General features: G+C 58.6%; 21 protein-coding genes. 20 read left to right on the forward strand and 1 reads right to left on the reverse strand.

What is annotated here, in order from left to right:
• Nucleotide 1 precedes the first annotated feature (1 nt).
• The 19 genes from uppS (at nucleotide 2) to ispD (ending at nucleotide 22,895) form a co-directional block, all read left to right on the forward strand.
• Nucleotides 2–757 carry a polyprenyl diphosphate synthase gene (gene uppS, locus ACZ3HH_RS12600; RefSeq protein WP_367374342.1) on the forward strand — a complete coding sequence of 252 codons (756 nt, stop codon included), beginning with the start codon at nucleotides 2–4 and terminating at the stop codon, nucleotides 755–757.
• A complete protein-coding gene (locus ACZ3HH_RS12605) occupies nucleotides 757–1,563 on the forward strand; it encodes a phosphatidate cytidylyltransferase (protein ID WP_465804996.1) in 807 nt (268 codons plus the stop codon). The genes uppS and ACZ3HH_RS12605 overlap by 1 nt, the downstream gene beginning before the upstream one ends.
• On the forward strand, nucleotides 1,560–2,750 hold the full coding sequence (ispC, locus tag ACZ3HH_RS12610) for a 1-deoxy-D-xylulose-5-phosphate reductoisomerase (RefSeq protein ID WP_465804998.1): 1,191 nt from the start codon (nucleotides 1,560–1,562) through the stop codon (nucleotides 2,748–2,750). The genes ACZ3HH_RS12605 and ispC overlap by 4 nt, the downstream gene beginning before the upstream one ends.
• A gap of 50 nt (nucleotides 2,751–2,800) precedes the next feature.
• A complete protein-coding gene (gene rseP / locus ACZ3HH_RS12615; protein WP_465805000.1) occupies nucleotides 2,801–4,153 on the forward strand; it encodes an RIP metalloprotease RseP in 1,353 nt (450 codons plus the stop codon).
• 72 nt (nucleotides 4,154–4,225) lie between these two features.
• Nucleotides 4,226–6,601: an outer membrane protein assembly factor BamA gene (gene bamA, locus ACZ3HH_RS12620; protein ID WP_465805002.1), complete on the forward strand. Its 2,376-nt coding sequence runs from the start codon at nucleotides 4,226–4,228 to the stop codon at nucleotides 6,599–6,601.
• 45 nt (nucleotides 6,602–6,646) lie between these two features.
• Entirely contained in the window at nucleotides 6,647–7,150 is a 504-nt protein-coding gene (locus ACZ3HH_RS12625; RefSeq protein WP_007907155.1) for an OmpH/Skp family outer membrane protein, read from the forward strand.
• A gap of 3 nt (nucleotides 7,151–7,153) precedes the next feature.
• Nucleotides 7,154–8,209 (forward strand): UDP-3-O-(3-hydroxymyristoyl)glucosamine N-acyltransferase, encoded by a 1,056-nt coding sequence (gene lpxD / locus ACZ3HH_RS12630; RefSeq protein ID WP_465805005.1) that lies wholly within the window; start codon nucleotides 7,154–7,156, stop codon nucleotides 8,207–8,209.
• Nucleotides 8,210–8,317: 108 nt separating this feature from the next.
• On the forward strand, nucleotides 8,318–8,758 hold the full coding sequence (gene fabZ / locus ACZ3HH_RS12635) for a 3-hydroxyacyl-ACP dehydratase FabZ (RefSeq protein ID WP_007907157.1): 441 nt from the start codon (nucleotides 8,318–8,320) through the stop codon (nucleotides 8,756–8,758).
• Nucleotides 8,755–9,531, forward strand: coding sequence for an acyl-ACP--UDP-N-acetylglucosamine O-acyltransferase (gene lpxA / locus ACZ3HH_RS12640; protein WP_008010226.1), 777 nt, complete (start codon nucleotides 8,755–8,757; stop codon nucleotides 9,529–9,531). The genes fabZ and lpxA overlap by 4 nt, the downstream gene beginning before the upstream one ends.
• A gap of 2 nt (nucleotides 9,532–9,533) precedes the next feature.
• On the forward strand, nucleotides 9,534–10,661 hold the full coding sequence (lpxB, locus tag ACZ3HH_RS12645; RefSeq protein WP_465805007.1) for a lipid-A-disaccharide synthase: 1,128 nt from the start codon (nucleotides 9,534–9,536) through the stop codon (nucleotides 10,659–10,661).
• Nucleotides 10,661–11,302, forward strand: coding sequence for a ribonuclease HII (rnhB, locus tag ACZ3HH_RS12650; protein ID WP_465805009.1), 642 nt, complete (start codon nucleotides 10,661–10,663; stop codon nucleotides 11,300–11,302). Before lpxB ends, rnhB begins: the two co-directional genes overlap by 1 nt.
• 83 nt (nucleotides 11,303–11,385) lie before the next feature.
• Complete coding sequence (dnaE, locus tag ACZ3HH_RS12655; RefSeq protein WP_465805011.1) at nucleotides 11,386–14,907, forward strand: DNA polymerase III subunit alpha; 3,522 nt, start codon at nucleotides 11,386–11,388, stop codon at nucleotides 14,905–14,907.
• Between the two features lie 150 nt (nucleotides 14,908–15,057).
• On the forward strand, nucleotides 15,058–16,005 hold the full coding sequence (locus ACZ3HH_RS12660; RefSeq protein WP_038979157.1) for an acetyl-CoA carboxylase carboxyltransferase subunit alpha: 948 nt from the start codon (nucleotides 15,058–15,060) through the stop codon (nucleotides 16,003–16,005).
• Between the two features lie 133 nt (nucleotides 16,006–16,138).
• Complete coding sequence (gene tilS, locus ACZ3HH_RS12665; protein ID WP_465805013.1) at nucleotides 16,139–17,467, forward strand: tRNA lysidine(34) synthetase TilS; 1,329 nt, start codon at nucleotides 16,139–16,141, stop codon at nucleotides 17,465–17,467.
• A gap of 274 nt (nucleotides 17,468–17,741) precedes the next feature.
• Nucleotides 17,742–19,373 (forward strand): CTP synthase, encoded by a 1,632-nt coding sequence (locus ACZ3HH_RS12670; RefSeq protein WP_305423197.1) that lies wholly within the window; start codon nucleotides 17,742–17,744, stop codon nucleotides 19,371–19,373.
• Nucleotides 19,374–19,378: 5 nt separating this feature from the next.
• On the forward strand, nucleotides 19,379–20,224 hold the full coding sequence (gene kdsA / locus ACZ3HH_RS12675) for a 3-deoxy-8-phosphooctulonate synthase (RefSeq protein WP_465805016.1): 846 nt from the start codon (nucleotides 19,379–19,381) through the stop codon (nucleotides 20,222–20,224).
• Nucleotides 20,225–20,380: 156 nt separating this feature from the next.
• Nucleotides 20,381–21,670: a phosphopyruvate hydratase gene (gene eno / locus ACZ3HH_RS12680; protein WP_007907175.1), complete on the forward strand. Its 1,290-nt coding sequence runs from the start codon at nucleotides 20,381–20,383 to the stop codon at nucleotides 21,668–21,670.
• A gap of 242 nt (nucleotides 21,671–21,912) precedes the next feature.
• Nucleotides 21,913–22,191 carry a cell division protein FtsB gene (ftsB, locus tag ACZ3HH_RS12685; protein ID WP_192344221.1) on the forward strand — a complete coding sequence of 93 codons (279 nt, stop codon included), beginning with the start codon at nucleotides 21,913–21,915 and terminating at the stop codon, nucleotides 22,189–22,191.
• The gene (ispD, locus tag ACZ3HH_RS12690; protein WP_465805018.1) at nucleotides 22,188–22,895 is read left to right on the forward strand and encodes a 2-C-methyl-D-erythritol 4-phosphate cytidylyltransferase; all 708 of its coding nucleotides are present in this window, start codon (nucleotides 22,188–22,190) and stop codon (nucleotides 22,893–22,895) included. The genes ftsB and ispD overlap by 4 nt, the downstream gene beginning before the upstream one ends.
• 163 nt (nucleotides 22,896–23,058) lie before the next feature.
• Here ispD and ACZ3HH_RS12695 read toward each other — a convergent pair whose 3' ends face one another.
• Nucleotides 23,059–23,955, reverse strand: a complete 897-nt coding sequence (locus ACZ3HH_RS12695) for a LysR substrate-binding domain-containing protein (RefSeq protein WP_465805020.1) — start codon at nucleotides 23,953–23,955, stop codon at nucleotides 23,059–23,061.
• A 106-nt stretch (nucleotides 23,956–24,061) separates the two neighbouring features.
• Between ACZ3HH_RS12695 and ACZ3HH_RS12700 the strand changes: the two genes are divergently transcribed.
• Nucleotides 24,062–25,174 (forward strand): S-(hydroxymethyl)glutathione dehydrogenase/class III alcohol dehydrogenase, encoded by a 1,113-nt coding sequence (locus ACZ3HH_RS12700; RefSeq protein WP_018927002.1) that lies wholly within the window; start codon nucleotides 24,062–24,064, stop codon nucleotides 25,172–25,174.
• Nucleotides 25,175–25,182: the final 8 nt, after the last annotated feature.

A 25,182-nucleotide genomic window follows, 5' to 3' on the forward strand; every position in this document is an offset into this window, starting at 1 on the left:
AATGGATAAGACAAAGCAGACTGCACCGCCCGCGGTGCCGCGCCATGTCGCGATCATCATGGATGGTAATAATCGCTGGGCGAAAAAACGCTTTATGCCGGGTGTCGCCGGGCATAAAGCGGGTGTGGATGCGGTTCGTGCGGTAATCGAGGTGTGTGCCGAGGCCAAGGTCGAAGTACTGACCTTGTTCGCCTTCTCCAGCGAGAACTGGCAGCGCCCGGCCGATGAGGTCAGTGCCTTGATGGATTTGTTTTTCAGGGCGTTGCGTCGCGAGGCCAAGCGCCTCAACGACAACAACATCAGTTTGCGCATCATTGGCGATCGTTCGCGTTTTCACCCGGAGCTTCAGGCCGCCATGCGCGAAGCCGAGGCGATGACTGTCGGTGCCAACCGTTTTGTCCTGCAGATTGCCGCCAATTACGGCGGTCAGTGGGACATTGCGCAAGCCGCGCAGCGTCTGGCGCGGGAAGTTCAGGCCGGGCATTTGCGTCCGGAGGACATTACCCCTGAGCTGTTGCAAACGTGTCTGGCGACCGGTGATCTGCCGTTGCCGGACTTGTGCATCCGTACCGGTGGCGAGCATCGCATCAGCAACTTCCTGCTGTGGCAGCTGGCTTACGCCGAGTTGTACTTCTCCGACCTGTTCTGGCCGGACTTCAAACACGACGCCATGCGCAACGCGCTGGCCGATTTCGCTTCTCGCCAGCGTCGCTTCGGTAAAACGAGCGAGCAGGTCGAGGCTGGAGCCCGGGTTTAATGCTTAAACAACGAATCATCACGGCGCTGATTCTGCTGCCGATTGCCCTGTGCGGGTTTTTCCTGCTCGAAGGGGCCGGTTTTGCGCTGTTCATCGGGCTGGTGGTGACGCTCGGAGCGTGGGAGTGGGCGCGCCTGGCAGGTTTCGCGGCTCAGTCGATTCGCGTTGCCTATGCGGCTGTGGTCGCGTTGGCGCTGTTTGTCATGCATGTCGTGCCGGGGCTCGCGCCTTGGGTGTTGGGCGCCTCAGTGCTCTGGTGGGGCGTGGCCACATATCTGGTATTGACCTATCCGCAGTCCAGCGAACACTGGGCCAGCGCAGCCTGCAAACTGGTGATCGGATTGTTGATTCTGTTACCAGCCTGGCAAGGCCTGGTTTTGATCAAGCAGGAGCCCCTGGGCAATTGGCTGATTATGGCGGTGATGGTGCTGGTCTGGGGTGCCGATATAGGTGCGTACTTTTCCGGCCGGGCCTTCGGCAAGCGCAAGCTGGCGCCACAGGTCAGCCCTGGCAAGAGCTGGGAAGGCGTGTACGGCGGCTTGCTGATGAGTCTGGTGATTACAGCCGTCGTCGGTTTTGTGCGGGACTGGGGTTTCGTTCAGATGCTGATGGGTCTGTTCGGTGCCGCAATAATCGTATTCATTTCAGTGGTCGGCGACCTCACCGAAAGCATGTTCAAGCGCCAGTCGGGGATCAAGGACAGCAGTAATCTGCTGCCCGGTCACGGCGGCGTGCTGGACCGCATCGATAGCCTGACGGCGGCGATTCCGGTATTCGCTGTGCTGCTATGGATGGCGGCACCGTGAGCCGCCCGCAACAGATTACCGTGCTGGGAGCGACCGGTTCGATTGGTCTGAGTACCCTCGACGTGATTGCTCGTCATCCCGAGCGTTATCAGGTTTTCGCCTTGAGCGGCTTCACTCGTTTGAGTGAGTTGCTGGCGCTGTGTGTGCGTCACTCGCCGCGCTTCGCCGTCGTGCCGGAATCTGGCGCTGCCCGGGGTTTGCAGGACGATTTGCGTGCGGCCGGTCTGTCGACCCGCGTTCTGGTGGGAGAGGAGGGCTTGTGTCAGGTCGCCTCCGATCCGGAAGTCGATGCGGTGATGGCGGCCATTGTCGGTGCGGCGGGCTTGCGTCCGACCCTGGCGGCGGTCGAGGCTGGCAAGAAAATTCTTCTGGCCAATAAAGAAGCACTGGTGATGTCCGGTGCGCTGTTCATGCAGGCCGTGCGCAAAAGCGGTTCAGTGCTGCTGCCGATCGACAGCGAACACAACGCGATTTTCCAGTGCATGCCACAGGATTTCGCTCGCGGGCTTGGTGCGGTCGGTGTGCGTCGGATTTTACTGACAGCCTCTGGTGGCCCGTTCCGGCAGACGCCAATGGCCGAGCTGGCGCATGTTTCCCCCGAGCAAGCGTGTGCGCACCCGAATTGGTCCATGGGGCGCAAGATTTCGGTGGATTCGGCCAGCATGATGAACAAAGGGCTCGAGCTGATCGAGGCCTGCTGGCTGTTCGATGCCACGCCTTCCCAGGTCGAAGTGGTGATTCATCCGCAGAGCGTGATTCATTCGCTGGTCGACTACATCGATGGTTCGGTACTGGCGCAGTTAGGCAATCCGGACATGCGCACGCCGATCGCCAATGCCTTGGCCTGGCCGGAGCGAATCGACTCGGGTGTTGCACCGCTAGACCTGTTTGCCATCGCTCGCCTGGATTTCCAGGCGCCCGATGAAGAGCGTTTCCCTTGCCTGCGACTAGCACGACAAGCCGCCGAGGCTGGCAACAGCGCGCCGGCCATTCTCAATGCCGCGAATGAAGTGGCTGTGGCGGCCTTTCTCGACGGACGGGTTCGCTACCTGGAAATCGCGAGTATTATCGAGGAAGTGTTGAACCTCGAGCCTGTGGTTGCGGTAGATGATCTCGAGGCAGTGTTTACGGCTGATGCGAAAGCACGGGTACTGGCCGGGCAATGGTTGAGCCGTCACGGGCGATAAGTGCTGCAATACGTTGCCCCATGCAGCACTGATAGTTGCGGAGAAAATACATGAGCGCGCTCTATATGATTGTCGGCACCCTGGTAGCGCTGGGCGTGCTGGTCACCTTCCACGAATTCGGCCATTTCTGGGTTGCGCGTCGCTGTGGGGTCAAAGTGCTGCGTTTCTCCGTAGGCTTCGGCATGCCGCTGCTGCGCTGGCACGACAGCAAAGGCACTGAATTCGTGATCGCCGCTATCCCGTTGGGTGGCTACGTGAAGATGCTCGACGAGCGCGAAGGCGAGGTCCCGGCCGATCAGGTCGATCAATCCTTCAATCGCAAATCTGTCCGTCAGCGCATCGCCATTGTCGCGGCCGGCCCGATCGCCAACTTTCTATTGGCAATGGTGTTTTTCTGGGCACTGGCAATGCTGGGCAGCGAGCAGGTGCGGCCGGTTATCGGTGCGGTCGAGTCCGGCAGTATTGCCTCCAAGGCAGGTTTGAGCCCGGGCCAGGAAATCATGGCCATCGATGGCGAGCCAACCTCCGGCTGGGGTGCGGTGAACCTGCAGCTGATCCGTCGCCTGGGTGAGAGCGGTTCCCTTCAATTGCTGGTTCGCGAACAGGGCTCCACGGTGGACTCACCCCGTGAGCTGATATTGGACAAGTGGCTCAAGGGGGCTGATGAGCCGGATCCGATTCGCTCGCTGGGTATTCGTCCTTGGCGTCCGGCGTTGCCACCAGTCCTGGCCGAATTTGATCCGAAAGGGCCGGCGAAGGCTGCGGGCCTGAAGCCGGGTGACCGCTTGTTGGCCCTTGATGGCAAGGCGCTGGACGACTGGCAACAGGTAGTCGATATCGTCCGTATGCATCCGGATACCAAAATCATGCTGCGCGTCGAGCGCGATGGTGCTCAAATCGACGTCCCTGTGACGTTGGCCGCTCGCGGCGAGAGCAAGTCACCCAGTGGTTATCTGGGTGCCGGGGTGAAAGCGGTCGATTGGCCACCAGAGATGATTCGCGAAGTTAGTTACGGTCCGGTGGCTGCGATTGGCGAGGGTGCCCGACGCACTTGGACCATGAGCGTACTGACCCTCGATTCGCTCAAGAAAATGTTGTTCGGTGAGCTCTCGGTAAAAAACTTGAGTGGACCGATAACCATTGCTAAAGTGGCGGGCGCTTCTGCCCAGTCTGGCGTCGCTGATTTCCTGAATTTCCTTGCTTATCTGAGTATTAGCTTGGGGGTTCTGAATTTGTTGCCCATTCCTGTACTGGATGGGGGGCATTTGTTGTTTTATCTGATCGAGTGGGCGCGTGGTCGTCCCTTGTCGGATCGGGTGCAAGGTTGGGGGATACAGATCGGTATCAGTTTGGTGGTCGGGGTGATGTTACTTGCTCTGGTCAATGATCTGGGTCGACTGTAACGCTTCGCTGAATTGCGAATCTGCCGCATTTTGCGGCAGTTTTTATTGCCAGTTGGAATAAGAAAGGACTTCATGAAACGTCTGCTGCTAACTGCGGTTCTCACCGTATTGATGATCGCCGAAGTTCACGCCGAGTCCTTCACTATCTCTGATATTCGCGTCAATGGCCTCCAGCGGGTCTCCGCGGGTAGCGTCTTTGGTGCCTTGCCGTTGAACGTCGGCGAACAGGCGGATGATCGTCGCCTGGTGGAATCCACTCGTGCGTTGTTCAAAACCGGGTTCTTTCAAGATATCCAACTGGGTCGCGATGGCAACGTCCTCGTCATCACTGTAGTCGAGCGTCCGTCGGTCGCCAGCATCGAGATCGAAGGCAACAAGGCGATCTCCACTGAAGACCTGATGAAGGGCCTCAAGCAATCCGGTCTGGCCGAAGGCGAGATATTCCAGCGCGCCACCCTTGAAGGTGTGCGTAACGAGCTGCAACGTCAATACGTCGCTCAGGGCCGTTACTCGGCCACCGTCGATACTGAGGTGGTGCCACAGCCGCGTAACCGCGTGGGCCTGAAGGTCAACATCAACGAAGGCACCGTTGCAGCTATCCAGCACATCAACGTGGTGGGTAACACGGTTTTTCCTGATGAAGACCTGATCGACCTGTTCGAACTCAAGACCAGCAACTGGCTTTCGTTTTTCAAGAACGATGACAAGTACGCCCGTGAAAAGCTCTCCGGTGACCTGGAGCGTCTGCGTTCCTACTATCTGGATCGCGGCTATATCAACATGGATATCGCTTCGACCCAGGTGTCCATCACCCCGGACAAGAAACACGTCTACATCACCGTCAACGTCAACGAAGGCGAGAAGTACACCGTTCGTGACGTCAAGCTCAGCGGCGACCTGAAAGTGCCTGAAGACCAGGTCAAGTCCCTGCTGCTGGTTCAGAAAGGCCAGGTGTTCTCACGCAAACTGATGACCACCACGTCCGAACTGATCACCCGTCGCCTGGGTAACGAGGGTTATACCTTCGCCAACGTCAACGGCGTGCCTCAGCCTCACGATGACGATCATACGGTCGACATCACTTTCGCTGTCGATCCGGGCAAGCGTGCTTACGTGAACCGCATCAACTTCCGTGGCAATACCAAGTCCGAAGACGAAGTGCTGCGCCGTGAAATGCGTCAGATGGAAGGCGGTTGGGCTTCGACTTACCTGATCGACCAGTCCAAGACGCGTCTGGAGCGTCTGGGCTTCTTCAAGGAAGTCAACGTCGAAACACCGGCCGTGCCCGGTGTCGATGACCAGGTTGACGTGAACTACAGCGTTGAAGAGCAGGCGTCCGGTTCGATTACCGCCAGCGTCGGTTTCGCCCAGAGCGCCGGCCTGATCCTCGGTGGTTCGATCACCCAGAACAACTTCCTGGGTACCGGTAACAAGGTCAGCATCGGTTTGACCCGCAGTGAATACCAGAGCCGCTATAACTTCGGTTATGTCGACCCCTACTGGACTGCTGACGGTGTGAGCCTGGGTTACAACGCGTTCTACCGCACCACCGACTACGACGAGCTCGATGCCGACGTGGCCAGCTATGCCGTAGACAGCCTGGGTGCAGGCGTGAGTGTTGGTTACCCGATCAGCGAGACTTCGCGCCTGACCTTCGGCCTGTCGGCGCAGCAGGACAAGATCAAGACGGGTCGGTACACCGTTGACGAGATTTTCGACTTCGTTAACCGCGAGGGCGATGACTACCTGAACTTCAAGGCTTCGGCCGGTTGGTCCGAGTCCACCCTGAACAAGGGCGTGCTGGCAACCCGTGGTCATTCCCAGAGCCTGACCCTGGAAACCACGACGCCTGGCAGTGACCTGTCGTTCTTCAAGCTCGATTACCGTGGCCAGCTGTTCCAGCCATTGACCGAAAACTACACCATGCGCCTGCACACCGAGCTGGGCTACGGCGATGGTTACGGTTCGACCGATGGCTTGCCGTTCTATGAAAACTACTATGCTGGTGGTTTCAACTCGGTTCGTGGCTTCAAGGACAGTACCCTTGGTCCTCGCAGTACACCAAGCCAGGGCACTAACCCGGGTACGTTGCGAGATCCAGACCAGGATCCACTGCCATTCGGTGGTAATGTCCTGGTCCAGGGTGGTGTTGAGGTTCTGTTCCCTCTGCCATTCGTCAAGGATCAGCGCTCCCTGCGTACTTCGGTATTCTGGGACGTGGGTAACGTGTTCGACTCGACGTGCAAAGAGTCCAGGAACGCTGACGGTTCGAAGTCCAATACGCAGTGCAACGATATTAGCCTGAGCAATATGGCCAGTTCCGTTGGTATCGGCGTGACATGGGTGACCGCGCTCGGTCCTTTGAGCTTCGCACTGGCGATGCCGGTCAAGAAACCGGATGACGCTGAGACTCAAGTGTTCCAATTCTCCCTCGGCCAGACGTTCTAAGCGTCTGACCCAAGATAACGACAATGGATTTTGTAGGAGTGCATCGTGCGTAAGTTGACTCAATTGGTTCTCCTGGCGACCGTACTGGTAGCAGGTCCGGCTTTTGCCGACATGAAAATCGCTGTTCTGAACTATCAGATGGCACTGCTGGAATCCGACGCAGCGAAAAAATACGCCGTGGATGCCGAGAAGAAGTTCGGCCCGCAACTGACCAAGCTCAAAAGCCTGGAAAGCAGCGCCAAGGGTATCCAGGACCGTCTGATGGCTGGCGGCGACAAAATGCAGCAAGGCGAGCGTGAACGTCTGGAACTCGAGTTCAAGCAAAAGGCCCGTGATTTCCAGTTCCAGTCCAAGGAACTGAACGAAGCCAAGGCCGTCGCCGACCGTGAAATGCTGAAACAGCTCAAGCCGAAACTGGACAGCGCTGTGGAAGAAGTCATCAAGAAAGGTGCTTTTGACCTGGTCTTCGAGCGTGGCGCAGTGATTGATGTCAAGCCTCAGTACGACATCACTCGCCAGGTTATCGAGCGCATGAATCAGCTGAAGTAACCCATGACAGCGACTATAAAGCTCGGCCAGTTGGCCGAGTTCCTCGGCGCCACTTTACGTGGCGACCCGAAGAAAGAAATTACTGGGCTAGCCACTTTGCAAGAGGCTGGCCCAGCTCAGTTGAGCTTTCTGGCAAATCCTCAATACCGTAAATACCTGGCGGACAGTCAGGCCGCAGCTGTATTGCTGAAGGCTGCTGACGCTGAAGGTTTTGCCGGTGATGCACTGGTGGTGCCGGATCCATATCTGGCCTACGCGCGCGTTTCCCACCTGTTCGATCCCAAGCCCAAGGCGCCTGTCGGTATTCATCCGACAGCGGTGGTGGCAGCGGATGCAGTGGTCGACCCGGCGGCGAGCATCGGTGCTTTTGCGGTGATCGAAAGTGCAGCGCGTATTGGCGCAGGTGTGACCGTTGGCGCTCATTGCTTCATCGGTGCGCGCTGCGAAATCGGCGAGGGCGGCTGGTTGGCCCCGCGGGTCACGCTGTATCACGACGTACGCATCGGCAAACGGGTGGTGATTCAATCCGGTGCCGTGCTCGGCGGTGAAGGCTTCGGTTTTGCCAACGAAAAAGGTGTCTGGCAGAAAATCGCGCAGATCGGCGGTGTTTCGATCGGCGATGACGTGGAAATAGGCGTAAATACCGCTATCGATCGCGGCGCACTGGCCGATACCGTTATCGGCAATGGTGTGAAGCTCGACAACCAGATTCAGATCGCTCACAACGTCCAGGTTGGTGACCACACCGCCATGGCCGCCTGTGTGGGGATCTCCGGCAGCACCAAAATCGGCAAGCATTGCATGCTCGCCGGTGGCGTAGGGCTGGTGGGGCATATCGAGATTTGCGACAACGTTTTCCTGACCGGGATGACCATGGTGACCCACTCGATTACCGAGCCGGGTTCCTATTCTTCCGGTACGGCGATGCAACCGGCAGCCGAATGGCGCAAAAGCGCGGCACGTATCCGTCAGCTCGATGACATCGCGCGACGACTGCGACAGCTGGAAAAGCGTGTAGGGGACGTGACCCCTGACGGTAATGCTTCATCAGATGGCTGATACCATTTCCATATCAAGTGTGCACAGCCGCTAGACTGCCTCCTTGATTTGCTAGAGGAGTGCGCGTCAGTCGCGCGCTCCCAATCTTTACATAGGCTTCCCCCCGAAATGATGGACATCAACGAGATTCGCGAATACCTGCCTCACCGTTACCCGTTCCTGCTGGTGGACCGGGTCGTGGATCTGGATGTGGAAGGCAAGCGCATTCGCGCCTACAAGAATGTCAGCATCAACGAACCGTTCTTCAATGGTCACTTCCCTGCGCATCCAATCATGCCGGGCGTATTGATCATTGAAGCGATGGCTCAGGCTGCCGGGATCCTTGGTTTCAAAATGCTCGACGTGAAGCCTGCCGATGGCACGCTTTATTACTTCGTCGGCTCCGACAAGCTGCGTTTCCGTCAGCCCGTGCTGCCAGGTGATCAGCTGATCCTGGAAGCCAAGTTTCTGAGCTGCAAGCGTCAGATCTGGAAGTTCGAGTGCCAGGCTTCGGTCGACGGCAAGCCAGTCTGCTCCGCTGAAATCATTTGCGCGGAACGCAAACTATGAGTTTGATTGACCCTCGCGCAATCATCGATCCGACGGCCATTCTGGCCGACGACGTCGAAGTCGGCCCTTGGTCGATCATCGGCGCAGGTGTGGAAATCGGCGAGGGGACAGTGATCGGGCCGCATGTGATTCTCAAGGGCCCGACCCGAATCGGTAAGCACAACCGCATCTACCAGTTTTCTTCGGTAGGCGAGGACACGCCCGATTTGAAATACAAGGGCGAAGAAACCCGTCTGGTCATCGGTGACCACAACGTCATCCGTGAAGGCGTGACGATTCACCGCGGGACCATTCAGGACCGTTCTGAAACGACCCTGGGCGATCACAACCTGATCATGGCCTATGCCCACATCGGTCACGACAGCGTTATCGGCAATCACTGCATTCTGGTCAACAACACCGCGTTGGCGGGCCATGTGCACGTTGAAGACTGGGCGATCCTGTCCGGTTTTACCCTGGTTCACCAGTATTGCCACATTGGCGCCCACAGCTTTTCCGGCATGGGCACTGCCATCGGCAAGGACGTTCCCGCCTACGTCACGGTATTCGGCAACCCCGCCGAAGCCCGCAGCATGAACTTCGAAGGCCTGCGCCGTCGCGGTTTCAGCGAAGATGCGATCCACGCCCTGCGTCGTGCCTATAAGGTGGTTTACCGCCAGGGCCTGACAGTCGAACAGGCGCTCGCCGAGCTGGCCGAACCTTCGCTTCAGTTCCCGGAAGTCGCGGTGTTCCGTGATTCCATCCAGTCTTCGACCCGCGGCATCACCCGTTAACCATGGCCAATCTGCGTATTGCGCTGGTGGCGGGAGAGGCTTCCGGTGACATTCTGGGTGCGGGCCTCATGCGCGCGCTCAAAGCTCAGCACCCGGCGGTCGAGTTCATCGGTGTCGGCGGTCCGCTGATGCAGGCCGAAGGCCTGACCTCGTATTTCCCGATGGAACGCCTTTCTGTCATGGGGCTGGTGGAAGTGCTGGGCCGTTTGCGCGAGCTGTTGGCACGTCGCAAGAAACTGGTCGCGGACCTGATCGCCGAGAAGCCGGACGTGTTCATCGGTATCGATGCCCCGGACTTCAACCTCAATATCGAACTCAAGCTGCGTCAGGCCGGGATCAAGACCGTGCATTACGTCAGCCCGTCGGTCTGGGCCTGGCGGCAGAAGCGGGTGCTGAAGATTCGCGAAGGTTGCGACCTGATGCTGACGCTGTTCCCGTTCGAAGCTAAATTTTATGAAGAGAAGGGCGTGCCGGTGCGGTTTGTCGGCCATTCCCTGGCCGATGCGATTCCGCTTGAGGCTGATCGCGCTGCAGCGCGGGCCGAACTTGGCTTGCCGGATGGGTCGTTGGTCGCCCTGATGCCGGGTAGTCGGGGTGGTGAGGTTGGGCGCCTTGGTGCGTTATTCCTCGACACCGCCCAGCGGCTGCGGGCCATGCGTCCCGGCGTGCGGTTCGTCATGCCATGCGCGAGCCCGCAGCGCCGGGCCCAGCTTGAAGAGCTGCTGGCCGGTCGCGATCTGCCGCTGACCTTGCTCGATGGTAAATCCCATCTGGCCTTGGCTGCTTGCGACGCCGTGTTGATCGCTTCGGGCACGGCTACGCTGGAAGCGTTGTTGTACAAGCGGCCAATGGTGGTCGCTTATCGCTTGGCACCGCTGACGTTCTGGATTCTCAAACGGATGGTGAAAAGTCCTTACGTCTCCTTGCCAAATCTGCTGGCCCAGCGCCTGCTGGTGCCGGAGTTATTGCAGGACGATGCGACGGTTGAGGCCTTGGCCCAGACCCTGTCGCCACTGATCGAAGGTGGCCAGGAGCAGACCCGGGGCTTTGACGAAATCCACCGAACCCTGCGCTTGGACGCCTCCAATCAGGCAGCGGACGCAGTACTGAACCTGATTGGCAGAGCATAATGAGCAAAGCAAGTAAGCAGCTGGGCCTGGATTTTATGCTAGTCGATGAAGTTGCAGATCTGGTGGCAGGTGTCGATGAAGTCGGTCGCGGCCCGCTGTGTGGTGCTGTGGTGACGGCGGCGGTGATCCTCGATCCGAGCCGGCCGATTCTTGGCCTCAACGATTCGAAGAAGCTCACCGAAGCCCGCCGTGAAAAGCTCTACGACGAAATCTGCGAAAAAGCCCTGAGCTGGTGCATCGCGCGCGCCGAAGTCGAAGAAATCGACGAACTGAACATTCTTCATGCCACCATGCTGGCCATGCAGCGTGCCGTCGAGGGGCTGCACATTCAGCCGAAACTGGCGATGATCGACGGCAACCGCTGCCCGAAACTCTTGATGCGTGCGGAAGCGGTGATCCAGGGCGATGGCAAGGTGCCGGCCATTGCCGCGGCATCGATTCTGGCCAAGGTCAGTCGTGATCGAGAAATGGCCGCATTCGAACTGATTTATCCGGGTTACGGGATCGGAGGCCATAAAGGCTACCCGACACCCGTTCATCTGGAAGCGCTGGCCCGTTTGGGTCCGACCCCAATCCATCGCCGCTCGTTCGCCCCGGTACGCTTGGCGTATGAAGCGCGGGAAAACCTGATCGGTAGTTAGTCGCAAGGCTGATGTTTTACTCAAGGCCCGGTACAATCCGGGCCTTGTTGTCTTTACGTTTCTAGTTTCTAGACAGGATCACTATGCCGGCTTCATTCGTTCATCTACGCCTGCACACTGAATATTCCCTGGTCGACGGTCTGGTGCGGATCAAACCGCTGGTCAAGACCCTGGTCGGCATGAACATGCCTGCCGTGGCGGTCACCGACCAGAACAACATGTGTTCCCTGGTCAAATTCTATAAAGCTGCCATGGGCGCGGGGATCAAGCCGATCTGCGGCGCCGATCTGTGGCTGTCGAACAAGGATCCGGACAACGCCTTGAGCCGGATCAGCCTGCTGGCGATGAACGCCGTGGGTTATCGCAACCTGACCGAACTGATCTCCCGTGGTTTCATCGACGGCCAGCGCAATGGCTCGGTCATCATCGAGCGCGAGTGGGTGGCTGAAGCCAGCGAAGGCTTGATCATGCTGTCGGCGGCGAAGGAGGGCGAGATCGGTCTGGCCATGCTCAGCGGCAACCCGGACGAAGCCGAAACCCTGGCGCGCGATTGGATGGCGGTGTTCCCGGATCGCTTCTATCTGGAAGTCCAGCGCACCAGCCGCCCCAATGACGAAGAGCAACTGCACGGCGCCGTGGCGCTGGCGGCGAAGATCGGCGCGCCGCTGGTGGCGACCAACGACGTGCGCTTCATCAAGCAGGAAGACTTCGAGGCCCACGAAACCCGCGTTTGCATCGGTGAGGGCCGCGCCCTCGACGATCCGCGGCGTTCGAAGAATTACAGCGATCAGCAATACCTCAAAAGCGCCGAGGAAATGGCCGAGCTGTTCAGCGACTTGCCCGAGGCGCTGGAAAACACCGTCGAGATCGCCAAGCGCTGCAACATCGACGTGAAACTGGGCAAGCACTTCCTGCCCAACTTCCCGATTCCCGATGGCATGACCATCGACGAGTACTTCCGCAAGGTTTCCTTCGACGGTCTGGAAGAGCGCCTCACCGTTCTGCTGCCCAAGGACACCACCGAAGACTACGAAGCCAAGCGCCAGGTCTATGTCGACCGGCTGAATTTCGAGCTGGATATCATCATCCAGATGGGCTTCCCCGGTTACTTCCTGATCGTGATGGACTTTATCCAGTGGGCCAAGAGCAACGGCGTGCCGGTAGGTCCGGGTCGTGGGTCGGGTGCCGGGTCGCTGGTGGCCTATGTGCAGAAGATCACCGACCTCGATCCGCTGGAATATGACCTGCTGTTCGAACGGTTCCTGAACCCGGAACGGGTATCCATGCCCGACTTCGACGTCGACTTCTGCATGGACGGCCGTGACCGGGTCATCGATTACGTGGCCGAGAAATACGGCCGTAACGCGGTGAGCCAAATCATCACCTTCGGTTCCATGGCGGCGAAAGCGGTGGTCCGTGACGTGGCGCGGGTGCAGGGCAAGTCCTACGGCTTGGCGGATCGTCTGTCGAAGATGATTCCGTTCGAAGTCGGCATGACTCTGGAAAAAGCCTACGAGCAGGAAGAAATCCTGCGCGACTTCATCAAGGTCGATGAAGAGGCTGCGGAAATCTGGGAGATGGCGCGCAAGCTCGAAGGCGTTGTGCGTAACGTCGGCAAGCACGCCGGTGGTGTGGTCATCGCGCCGACCAAGCTGACCGACTTCTCGCCGATTTATTGCGACGAAGCGGGCGATGGCCTGGTAACCCAGTTCGACAAGGATGACGTCGAGGCTGCCGGTCTGGTGAAGTTCGACTTCTTGGGGCTGCGGACCCTGACGGTCATCGACTGGGCGCTGAAAACCATCAACCGCGATCGCGCCAAGGTCAACGAACCGCCGCTGGACATCGCGTTCATTCCGCTGGACGACAAACCGACTTACACGCTGCTGCAAAAAGCTGAAACCACCGCGGTGTTCCAGCTCGAGTCGCGCGGCATGAAAGAGCTGATCAAAAAGCTCAAGCCCGACTGCCTGGAAGACTTGATCGCACTGGTGGCCCTGTTCCGTCCGGGCCCGTTGCAATCAGGCATGGTTGACGACTTTATCAACCGTAAGCACGGTCGCGCGGAGCTCGCGTACCCGCATTCGGATTACCAGTACGAAGGCCTCAAGCCAGTCCTGGCGCCGACTTACGGCATCATCCTGTATCAGGAACAGGTGATGCAGATTGCCCAGGTCATGGCCGGTTACACCCTTGGCGGTGCAGACATGCTGCGTCGAGCCATGGGTAAGAAAAAACCCGAAGAAATGGCCAAGCAGCGTGGCGGTTTCATTGAAGGTTGCGCCACCAACAATATCGACGGGGACCTGGCTGGTAACATCTTTGACCTGGTAGAAAAGTTCGCCGGTTACGGCTTTAACAAATCCCACTCCGCCGCGTATGGCCTGGTGTCGTACCAGACCGCATGGCTGAAAACTCACTACCCGGCACCGTTCATGGCCGCGGTACTGTCGGCGGATATGCACAACACCGACAAGGTCGTGACCTTGATCGAAGAAATTCGCACCATGAAGCTGCGTCTCGACGCGCCGGATGTGAATACTTCGGAGTTCAAGTTCACGGTGAATGACGAAGGCCGCATTATTTATGGTCTCGGCGCAATCAAGGGTGTAGGCGAAGGGCCGGTGGAAGCGATCACCGAGGCTCGTCAGGACGGGCCGTTCAAGGATCTGTTCGATTTCTGCGCCCGTGTCGATCTCAAACGGATCAACAAGCGCACCCTGGACGGTTTGATCCGCAGCGGCGCGCTGGATCGTCTGGGCCCGTACTTCCATGACGAACCAAAAGCCTATCAAGCCAGCATCGACCAGAATCGCGCGGTCTTGTTGAACGCGATGGAAGGGGCGATCAAGGCTGCCGAACAAACCGCTCGCACCCACGACAGTGGCCACGCCGATCTGTTTGGCGGTCTGTTCGTCGAGGAAGACGCCGACGTCTACGCCAATCATCGCAAGGCCAAGGAACTGACCCTCAAGGAACGCCTGAAAGGCGAGAAAGACACCCTGGGCCTGTACCTGACCGGTCACCCGATTGACGAGTACGAAGGCGAGATCCGTCGCTTCGCCCGTCAGCGCATCATCGACCTGAAACCGGCTCGTGATACCCAGACGGTCGCGGGCATGATCATCGCCCTGCGAGTGATGAAGAACAAAAAGGGCGACAAGATGGGTTTCATTACCCTCGACGATCGCTCCGGGCGGATCGAAGCCTCGCTGTTCGCCGACGCCTTCCACTCCGCGCAGTCGCTGTTGCAGACCGACGCGATGGTGGTGGTCGAAGGCGAAGTCAGCAACGACGACTTCTCTGGTGGCCTGCGGTTGCGGGTCAAGCGGGTGATGAGCATGGAAGATGCGCGCACCAACCTGGCCGAAAGCCTGCGCCTGAAATTGCACACCAAGGATTTGAAGGGTGATCAGCTACGCTGGCTGGGTGAGCTGTTCAAGCGCCACCGCGGCGCGTGCCCGATCACCATGGAGTACACCAGTCCCGATGCGAAGGCCTTGTTGCAGTTCGGCGAGACCTGGCGGATCGACCCGGCGGATGCCTTGATTCAAGCCCTGCGTGACCAGTTCGGGCGAGACAACGTCTTCCTCCAATACCGTTGACGGTCAGGTGCCATTCTTTACCATTAGAGCGCGCCTGATCCCGACCCAAATTTTTAATCTCGACCTGAACGCGCCTCTCCCTTATGGTAGGGCGCGAATAGACAACCGGCCGGCCCAAGCTCTCTTGGACGTCGACCCAAGCGGACGCCTATGAACCCGAACTTTCTTGATTTCGAACAGCCGATCGCCGACCTGCAAGCCAAGATCGAAGAACTGCGCTTGGTAGGTAATGACAATTCGCTGAATATCGGCGATGAGATCTCCCGCCTGCAGGACAAAAGCAGCACGCTGACCGAAGACATCTTCGGCAAGCTGACCAGCTGGCAGATCGCACGTCTGGCGCGTCACCCGAAACGTCCGTATACCCTGGACTACATCGAACACATCTTCACCGAGTTCGACGAACTGCACGGCGACCGTCACTTCTCCGACGACGCAGCCATCGTTGGCGGCATTGCCCGTCTGGACGACCAGCCGGTGATGATCATCGGTCACCAGAAAGGCCGCGAAGTGCGCGAGAAGGTTCGCCGCAACTTCGGCATGCCGCGTCCGGAAGGCTATCGCAAGGCGTGCCGTCTGATGGAAATGGCCGAACGTTTCAAAATGCCGATCCTGACCTTCATCGACACCCCGGGTGCTTACCCGGGCATCGACGCCGAAGAGCGCAACCAGAGCGAAGCGATTGCCTGGAACCTGCGTGTCATGGCTCGCCTGAAAACCCCAATCATCGCCACCGTGATCGGTGAGGGTGGTTCCGGTGGTGCTCTGGCGATCGGCGTCTGCGATCAGCTGAACATGCTGCAGTACTCGACCTATGCGGTGATTTCGCCGGAAGGTTGCGCCTCGATTCTGTGGAAAACTTCCGAGAAGGCGCCGGATGCCGCTGAAGCCATGGGCATCACCGCCGAGCGTCTGAAGGGCCTGGGCATTGTCGATAAAGTGATTGGCGAGCCATTGGGCGGCGCTCATCGTGATCCGGCCGCCGCGGCTGCCTCGATCCGCGCAGAGCTGAGCTCGCAACTGGCGATGCTGAAGAAGTTCGACAACGAAGCGCTGCTCAAGCGCCGTTACGATCGACTGATGAGCTACGGTCTCTGATCTGACCTCGCTATACCCATGTGGGAGCGAGCTTGCTCGCGATGGCGGCTTAACATTCAACAAATAGGTTGGCTGTTACACCGCAATCGCGAGCAAGCTCGCTCCCACATTTGATTTGGGCGAAGTGAACACTATGAGCTCATCCAAGATCGATCTGCCTTCCAGGCTTCTACTGAATCTAGCCCCTTGGCGCACCGCTACAATCTGGCGCATCGCGTTCTCCGGTGGTCTCGACTCCACCGTCCTGCTGCACCTTCTCGCGCACCTTGCGAAAACCCAATCCCTGCCGGCACTGACCGCCATCCATGTCCACCACGGCCTCCAGGCTGCGGCTGATGCGTGGCCGGAACATTGTCAGTCGGTCTGTGATGCGCTGGGAGTGCCGCTGGAGGTCGTGCGTGTTCAGGTTAAATCGGGCGCGAGCCTTGAGCGTGCGGCGCGGGATGCGCGTTATGGCGCCTTCAACGCGGCGACTCATGCTGGTGAAGTGCTGCTCACTGGCCAACACCGTGACGATCAGGCGGAAACCCTGTTGTTTCGGCTGTTGCGTGGGGCAGGGGTGAGGGGGTTGTCGGGGATGCCGAGCGAGCGTCCTTTGGGTCGGGGGCATCTGCTGCGACCGTTGCTCGACGTCACTCGCGCCGAACTTGAGGCCTACGCGACTGAATATCAATTGAGCTGGATCGAAGATCCTTCGAATCAGGACCGCCAGTTCTCGCGCAATTACCTGCGTCATCAGGTGTTCCCCGTATTGACCGCGCGCTGGCCGCAAGCGGTGGCGACCATGGCCCGCAGTGCTGCACATCTGAGGGAAGCGCAGGAGTTGCTCGACGAGTTGGCACAAATCGATCTGACCCACGCCTCCACGATCAGCGATTTCGATTGGCTGGGTTTGCCGTCGCTGGAGCTGGCCCCCCTGGAAAAACTGTCTGATGCGCGCCAGCGCAACGCGCTAAGTCACTGGCTCAAACCGCTGACGACTTTGCCGGACAGTGACCATTGGTCGGGTTGGGAGAATTTGCGCGATGCGACCGGCGATGCGCGTCCGGTCTGGCGGCTCGCGATGGGTGAATTACATCGTGCGGGCGGGCGTCTCTGGTGGTTGTCTGGTGGCTGGCTGCGCACTCCGCCATCCCTGGTGTCTTGGGCTGATCCCTCGGTATCACTGGCGTTGCCGGATAACGGCGTAGTTACGTTGACCGGTCAGCCCCCCGATGGCCCACTGCAGATCCGCTATCGTGAGGGGGGCGAGGTGATGAACCTGCCCGATCGTGGCCACCGTGACCTGAAGCGTTTGCTCAACGAAAACGGTGTGCCGGGCTTCGCCCGTGGCAGATTGCCGCTGGTCTACAGAGGCCAGCAATTGCTGGCGGTGGCGAACCTGCGGGGGCTAAATGGCGGTGAGCAAGGTGGCTGGTATTTGCATTGGCAGCCGCCGATCGAAGATCAAGGTTTGAGCTGAAAGGGGCTTTCCGGTAGACTACGCTCCCTTCTTGATACAACTTCTGTGGATTCGCCTGAATCGCAGGAGTTGCCGATTACCAAGCAGTCTTTGCTGGGCGATTCCAAAAAATGTGTAGCGAGCAACCTACCGGTGTTTCATCCACCGGTCTGTCCCAACGCGGCGGTTTTTTTGAAAGGTGCACTGTGATTAATGCAGGTGATCGGGGGCTTCGGCCTTCCTTCGCTTTCCCCGGCGGCTCGGACCGCTTTAACGCAGACTTCTAGGGTTTTTCATGACGCGCTACATATTCGTCACGGGCGGTGTTGTTTCTTCATTGGGGAAAGGCATTGCCTCGGCTTCATTGGCGGCCATCCTGGAGGCGCGGGGACTTAAGGTCACCATGCTGAAGCTGGACCCGTACATCAACGTTGACCCGGGCACCATGAGCCCGTTCCAGCACGGTGAAGTGTTCGTCACCCACGACGGCGCCGAGACCGACCTGGACCTGGGCCACTACGAGCGGTTCATCCGCACGACCATGACCCAGAACAACAACTTCACCACCGGCCGTGTCTACGAACACGTCCTGCGCAAAGAGCGCCGTGGTGATTACCTGGGCGCAACCATTCAGGTGATCCCGCACATCACCGACGAAATCAAGCGCCGGATCATCAAGGGCGCCGGCGATGCCGACGTGGCCATGGTCGAGATCGGTGGCACCGTGGGTGACATCGAGTCGCAACCGTTCCTCGAAGCGATCCGTCAATTGCGTTTCGAAGTCGGCGCCAAGCGCGCGATGCTGATGCACCTGACGCTGGTGCCGTACATCGCCACCGCCGGCGAAACCAAAACCAAGCCGACTCAACACTCGGTCAAGGAATTGCGTTCCATCGGCCTGCAACCTGACGTGCTGGTGTGCCGTTCCGATCACCCGATCGACATCTCTTCGCGCCGCAAGATCGCGCAATTCACCAACGTTGAAGAACGTGCGGTGATCGCGCTGGAAGACGCCGATACCATCTACAAGATCCCGGGCATTCTGCACTCCCAGGGTCTGGATGATTTCGTTGTCGAGCGTTTCGGCTTGCAATGCGACAGCGCCGATCTGTCCGAGTGGGAAGCGGTGGTTGATGCCAAGCTGAACCCGGAGCACGAAGTCACCATCGCGATGGTCGGCAAGTACATGGAACTGCTGGACGCCTACAAGTCGCTGATCGAAGCGATGAGTCACGCCGGCATCAGCAACCGCACCAAGGTCAACCTGCGTTACATCGATTCCGAAGACATCGAAAACCAGGGCACCGCGCTGCTGGAAGGCGTCGACGCGATTCTGGTACCGGGCGGCTTTGGTCTGCGTGGCGTTGAAGGCAAGATCACTGCCGTTCAATACGCTCGCGAAAACAAGGTTCCATACCTGGGTATCTGCCTGGGCATGCAAGTGGCCGTTATCGAGTTCGCTCGTAACGTCATGGGCTGGAAAGACGCCAACTCCACCGAGTTCGATCGCGCCAGCGGTCACCCGGTCGTGGGTCTGATCACCGAGTGGGAAGATGCCACCGGCGCAGTCGAAACCCGCACCGAAACCTCTGATCTGGGCGGCACCATGCGCCTTGGCGCTCAGGATTGCCTGCTTGAGCCAGGTTCCCTGGTGCACGATTGCTACGCCAAGGACGTGATCGTCGAGCGTCACCGTCATCGCTACGAAGTGAACAACAACCTGCTGCCGCAAATCATCGAGGCCGGTCTGAAAATCTCCGGTCGTTCCGGTGATGGCGCGCTGGTTGAAGTGGTCGAAGCGCCGGATCATCCATGGTTCGTTGCTTGCCAGTTCCACCCTGAGTTCACCTCTACACCACGCGACGGTCACCCGTTGTTCAGCGGCTTCGTTAAAGCCGCTTTGGCTCAACACCAGAAGAAGGCGTAAACCTGATGGCGCAGAAAATCATCCGCGTAGGCAACATCGAGATCGCCAACGACAAGCCAATGGTGCTGTTCGGTGGCATGAACGTGCTGGAAAGCCGCGACATGGCGATGCAGGTCTGCGAAGAGTACGTAAAGGTCACCGAAAAACTCGGTATCCCTTACGTGTTCAAGGCCAGTTTCGACAAGGCGAACCGTTCTTCCGTGACCTCTTACCGTGGCCCCGGCCTGGAAGAGGGCATGCGGATTTTTCAGGACATCAAGCAAGCCTTTGGCGTGCCGGTCATCACCGACGTCCACGAGCCTGATCAGGCCGCGGTCGTCGCTGAAGTCTGCGACATCATCCAGTTGCCGGCCTTCCTGTCGCGCCAGACCGACCTCGTGGTCGCGATGGCCAAGACCGGCGCGGTGATCAACATCAAGAAAGCCCAGTTCCTCGCCCCTCATGAGATGAAACACATCCTGAGCAAATGCGTAGAAGCCGGTAACGATCAGTTGATCCTCTGCGAACGCGGCTCGAGCTTCGGCTACAACAATCTGGTTGTCGACATGCTCGGCTTCGGCATCATGAAGCAGTTCGAATACCCGGTGTTCTTCGACGTGACCCACGCGCTGCAAATGCCCGGCGGTCGCTCCGATTCCGCTGGCGGTCGTCGTGCCCAGGTCACCGACCTGGCCAAGGCAGGCATGAGCCAGTCGCTGGCCGGTCTGTTCCTTGAAGCGCACCCGGACCCGGATAACGCCAAATGCGACGGCCCTTGCGCCTTGCGTCTGGACAAACTGGAGCCCTTCCTGGCCCAGCTCAAAGCACTGGACGAACTGGTGAAGAGTTTTCCGACGGTAGAAACCGCGTAAACCTCAATTCTCCGGTAAAGTACCGCACGATTTAATGCTCAGGCCCTCGGGCTTGAGCCTTGTCGTCCGCAAGCCTGCCCGCTGTCTGTCGCTTGCCGACGATAAAAGATTTCCTTCAGCTGCGTCGTTTTCGTCAACTTTGGAGTGTTTACAACAATGGCAAAAATCGTCGACATCAAAGGTCGTGAAGTTCTCGACTCCCGTGGCAATCCCACTGTGGAAGCAGACGTGCTTCTCGATAACGGCATCATCGGCAGCGCTTGCGCGCCATCCGGTGCTTCCACTGGCTCGCGTGAAGCACTCGAGCTGCGTGATGGCGACAAGAGCCGTTACCTGGGCAAAGGCGTTCTGAAAGCCGTCGCCAACATCAACGGTCCGATCCGCGACCTGTTGCTGGGTGCAGACCCAAGCGACCAGAAAGCGCTGGATCACGCGATGATCAAGCTGGACGGCACCGAAAACAAAGCGACCCTGGGCGCCAACGCGATCCTCGCCGTTTCCCTGGCTGCGGCCAAGGCAGCAGCACAGGATCAGGACCTGCCGCTGTACGCTCACATCGCTAACCTGAACGGCACCCCGGGTGTTTACTCGATGCCGGTTCCGATGATGAACATCATCAACGGTGGCGAGCACGCCGATAACAACGTCGACATCCAGGAGTTCATGGTTCAGCCAGTAGGCGCCAAGTCTTTCTCGGAAGGTCTGCGCATGGGCACCGAGATTTTCCATCACCTTAAAGCTGTACTGAAGGCTCGCGGCCTGAGCACTGCCGTCGGTGACGAAGGTGGTTTCGCGCCGAACCTGGCCTCCAACGAAGACGCTTTGAAAGTGATCTCCGAAGCCGTGGCCAATGCCGGTTACAAGCTGGGCACTGACGTGACCCTGGCTCTGGACTGCGCCGCCAGCGAATTCTACGAAGACGGCAAGTACAACCTGTCCGGCGAAGGCCAGGTGTTCACCGCTGAAGGTTTCGCCGACTACCTGAAAGGTCTGACCGAGCGTTACCCGATCATCTCCATCGAAGACGGTCTGGACGAGTCCGACTGGGCTGGCTGGAAAATCCTCACCGACAAGATCGGCGAGAAGACTCAGCTGGTGGGCGACGACCTGTTCGTGACCAACACCAAGATCCTGAAAGAAGGCATCGATAAAAAGATCGCCAACTCGATCCTGATCAAGTTCAACCAGATCGGCACCCTGACCGAAACCCTGGAAGCGATCCAGATGGCCAAGGCCGCTGGTTACACCGCTGTGATCTCGCACCGCTCCGGCGAAACCGAAGATTCGACCATTGCCGACCTGGCTGTGGGCACTGCGGCTGGCCAGATCAAGACCGGCTCTCTGTGCCGTTCCGACCGCGTTTCCAAGTACAACCAACTGCTGCGTATCGAAGAGCAGTTGAATGGCAAAGCCAAGTACAACGGTCGTAGCGAATTCCGCGGCTGAGTAAGGTGCCCCGACTCGCCAATACTGCTTCTTTTTGACGGTGTCAAAGAGCAGCGTATTGGTGAGGCAGGGCATGAGATAGTAAAAAGACACCGGATTGTGTCGGAAAAATCGCAGCAGCGATGGATTTGCCACTAATCTGATGCCTTAAGAGCACAAGCCTGGTTCTTCCAGGCTTCGTGCTATCAGAAGCTTCAAAGTTTTGGCATGGCTGTCTTTTTTCACTGGATACCTGATATTCGATGCGCAGTCCCAATTGGTTGTTTCTCGTCTTGCTCTTGCTGCTGGCTGGCCTGCAGTACCGCCTGTGGGTGGGTAATGGCAGTCTGGCGCAAGTGGCGGAGTTGAAGCAGCAGATCGCGGATCAACACGCCGAGAACGAGTCTTTGCTGGAACGCAATCGGGTGATGGACGCCGAAGTCAGCGAATTGAAAAAAGGCATGGAGACCGTTGAAGAGCGGGCTCGCCATGAGCTGGGCATGGTCAAGGACGGTGAAACCCTTTACCAGTTGGCCCAATGACTGAGTCGTTACCGGCCTTCTGGGCCGTGATTCCTGCCGCGGGCGTCGGTGCCCGTATGGCCGCGGACCGTCCCAAGCAATATTTGCAACTGGGCGGGCGCACTATTCTAGAACACAGCCTCGGCTGTTTCCTCGATCATCCTGCCCTGAAGGGGTTGGTGGTCAGTCTTGCAATCGACGATCCTTACTGGCCGAACCTGGCGTGTGCTGCCGATCCTCGTATTCAGCGGGTTGAGGGTGGCGCCGAGCGTTCCGGGTCGGTGCTCAATGCGTTGCTGCATCTGCATGCTCAAGGCGCTGACGATGAGGATTGGGTGTTGGTTCATGATGCCGCACGACCGAATCTGGCGCGTGATGATCTTGATAAATTGCTCAGTGAACTCGCTGACGATCCGGTAGGCGGTCTGTTGGCGGTGCCTGCGCGGGACACTCTCAAGCGGGTCGACCAGCATGGGCGCGTGCTGGAAACAGTGGATCGCAGCGTGATCTGGCAGGCGTATACGCCGCAAATGTTTCGCCTTGGCGCATTGCATCGGGCGTTGGCGGACAGTCTGGTGGCGGACGTTGTCGTCACCGATGAAGCCTCGGCCATGGAGTGGTCGGGCCAGGCGCCGCGCTTGATTGAGGGGCGATCCGATAACATCAAAGTCACTCGCCCTGAAGACCTTGAGTGGTTGCGCCAGCGTTGGGCTAACCGCCGCTGAAAGGTGAGTTTGTTTTCTATCGCAATCGCGAGCAGGCTCGCTCCCACACTTTTTAGCGTTGCCACGTCGTTCAGTGTTCGCCATTGATTCTCTGTGGGAGCGAGCCTGCTCGCGATTGCGGTGCGTCAGGCAACAAATCTGTCACTGAAAAGTGAAGGCAGATCTAAGTTCGATACTCCGGCCGTTCGGCCAACCCTTCCTTCAAGTAATCCACCAACTTGCGCACCTTCGGCGACAGATGCCGTTGCTGTGGATAAAGCGCCCAAACCGCTGTATTTGGTGGTTGATGTGCTTCCAGCAGCGAGATCAATTCGCCACTTTTCAGGTATTCCAGCACGTAGTAATCCGGTAACTGACACAACCCAACCCCTTGTAGCGCGGCATCCAGCACTGCCTGCCCACTGTTGCAGCGCCAGTTTCCCTGTACACGCTGGGAAAATTCCCGCCCGTTCTGTTCCAGTTGCCAGATGTCCGAGCTACCGATGAGGCAGTTATGGCGAGTCAATTCCGACAAGCTGTGTGGGCGACCATACCTTTCCAGGTAGGACGGCGAGGCGCACAGATACATACGCCGTGGCGCCAGACGTGTGGCAACCAATCTTGAATCCTGCAGACGGCCGAGGCGGATGGCCAGGTCCAACCCTTCATGCACAAGGTCGAGCGGGCGGTTGCTCAGTTCGATGTCGACGCGCAGCTGTGGATACAGCCCCATGAAGCGAGTCACCAGTGGCACGATGAATCGTTCGCCGTAGGCCACGGCGCAAGTCATGCGCAGCATGCCCTTGGGTTCGCTGGTCAGGTCGCCGACAGCGCGCAACGCTTCTTCGCGACCGTCCTGCAAGCGCTGGCAATGTTGCAGGAAGGTTTGCCCGGCCTCGGTCAGCGTGACCCGGCGGGTGCTGCGATAGAGCAAACGGGTTTGCAGGCGCTCTTCCAGCCGTACGATTTGGCGACTGATATGAGAGGAAGACACCCCAAGGCGTTCAGCCGCAGCGGTGAATTGGCTGCATTCGGCGACGGCGACGAACTCATCGATGCCTTCCCAGCGATTGTCGGACATCAGGATTATCCCTGTATGGCAATAATGTTTTGCTTTTGTCCTGATTATTCATCGTAAGCCGCTGTATTACACTCCTTGTCTTGTTTTTATTCACTGGAGAGCCAGCATGATCAAGTCGCGCGCCGCCGTTGCCTTCGAGGCCAAGAAACCCCTCGAGATCGTTGAAGTCGATGTCGCCATGCCCAAGGCGGGTGAAGTCCTGCTGCGCGTCGTCGCCTCCGGTGTCTGCCATACCGATGCCTACACCCTTTCGGGCGCTGATCCGGAAGGCATCTTCCCGTCGATCCTGGGTCACGAAGGTGGCGCGGTGGTCGAAGCGATCGGCGAGGGCGTGACCTCGGTCGCCGTCGGCGACCATGTGATCCCGCTGTACACCCCGGAATGCGGCAAGTGCAAATTCTGTCTGTCGGGCAAAACCAACCTCTGCCAGGCGATTCGTGCGACTCAGGGTAAAGGCCTGATGCCGGATGGCACTTCGCGTTTTTCCTACAAGGGCGAAACGATTTTCCACTACATGGGCACCTCGACTTTTTCCGAGTACACCGTGCTGCCGGAAATCTCAGTCGCCAAAATTCCTAAAGAAGCACCGCTGGAAAAAGTCTGCCTGCTGGGTTGTGGCGTCACCACTGGCATCGGCGCGGTAATCAACACCGCCAAGGTCAAGCCGGGTGATACCGTCGCGATCTTCGGTCTGGGCGGCATCGGTCTGTCGGCTGTGATTGGCGCGGTCAAAGCCAAGGCAGGGCGGATCATCGCCATCGACATCAACCCGGCCAAGTTCGAGATCGCCAGGCAATTGGGCGCTACCGATTGTGTAAACCCGAAAGACTTCGATCGTCCAATTCAGGAAGTGATCGTCGACATGACCGATGGCGGCGTCGACTTTTCCTTCGAATGCATCGGTAACGTCCAGTTGATGCGTGCTGCACTTGAGTGCTGCCACAAAGGTTGGGGTGAGTCGGTGATCATTGGCGTGGCCGGCGCCGGTCAGGAAATTTCCACCCGTCCGTTCCAACTGGTGACCGGTCGAGTCTGGCGCGGTTCGGCGTTCGGTGGTGTGCGTGGGCGCACCGAGTTGCCAAGCTATGTCGAAATGGCCCAGACCGGCGAAATCCCGCTGGATACCTTCATCACCCACACGATGGGCCTGGAAGATATCAACAAGGCGTTTGACCTGATGCATGAAGGCAAAAGCATCCGTAGCGTCATCCATTTCTGAGGTCGGTC

The sequence above is a fragment of the Pseudomonas sp. PME37.24/025 genome, assembly GCF_055556615.1.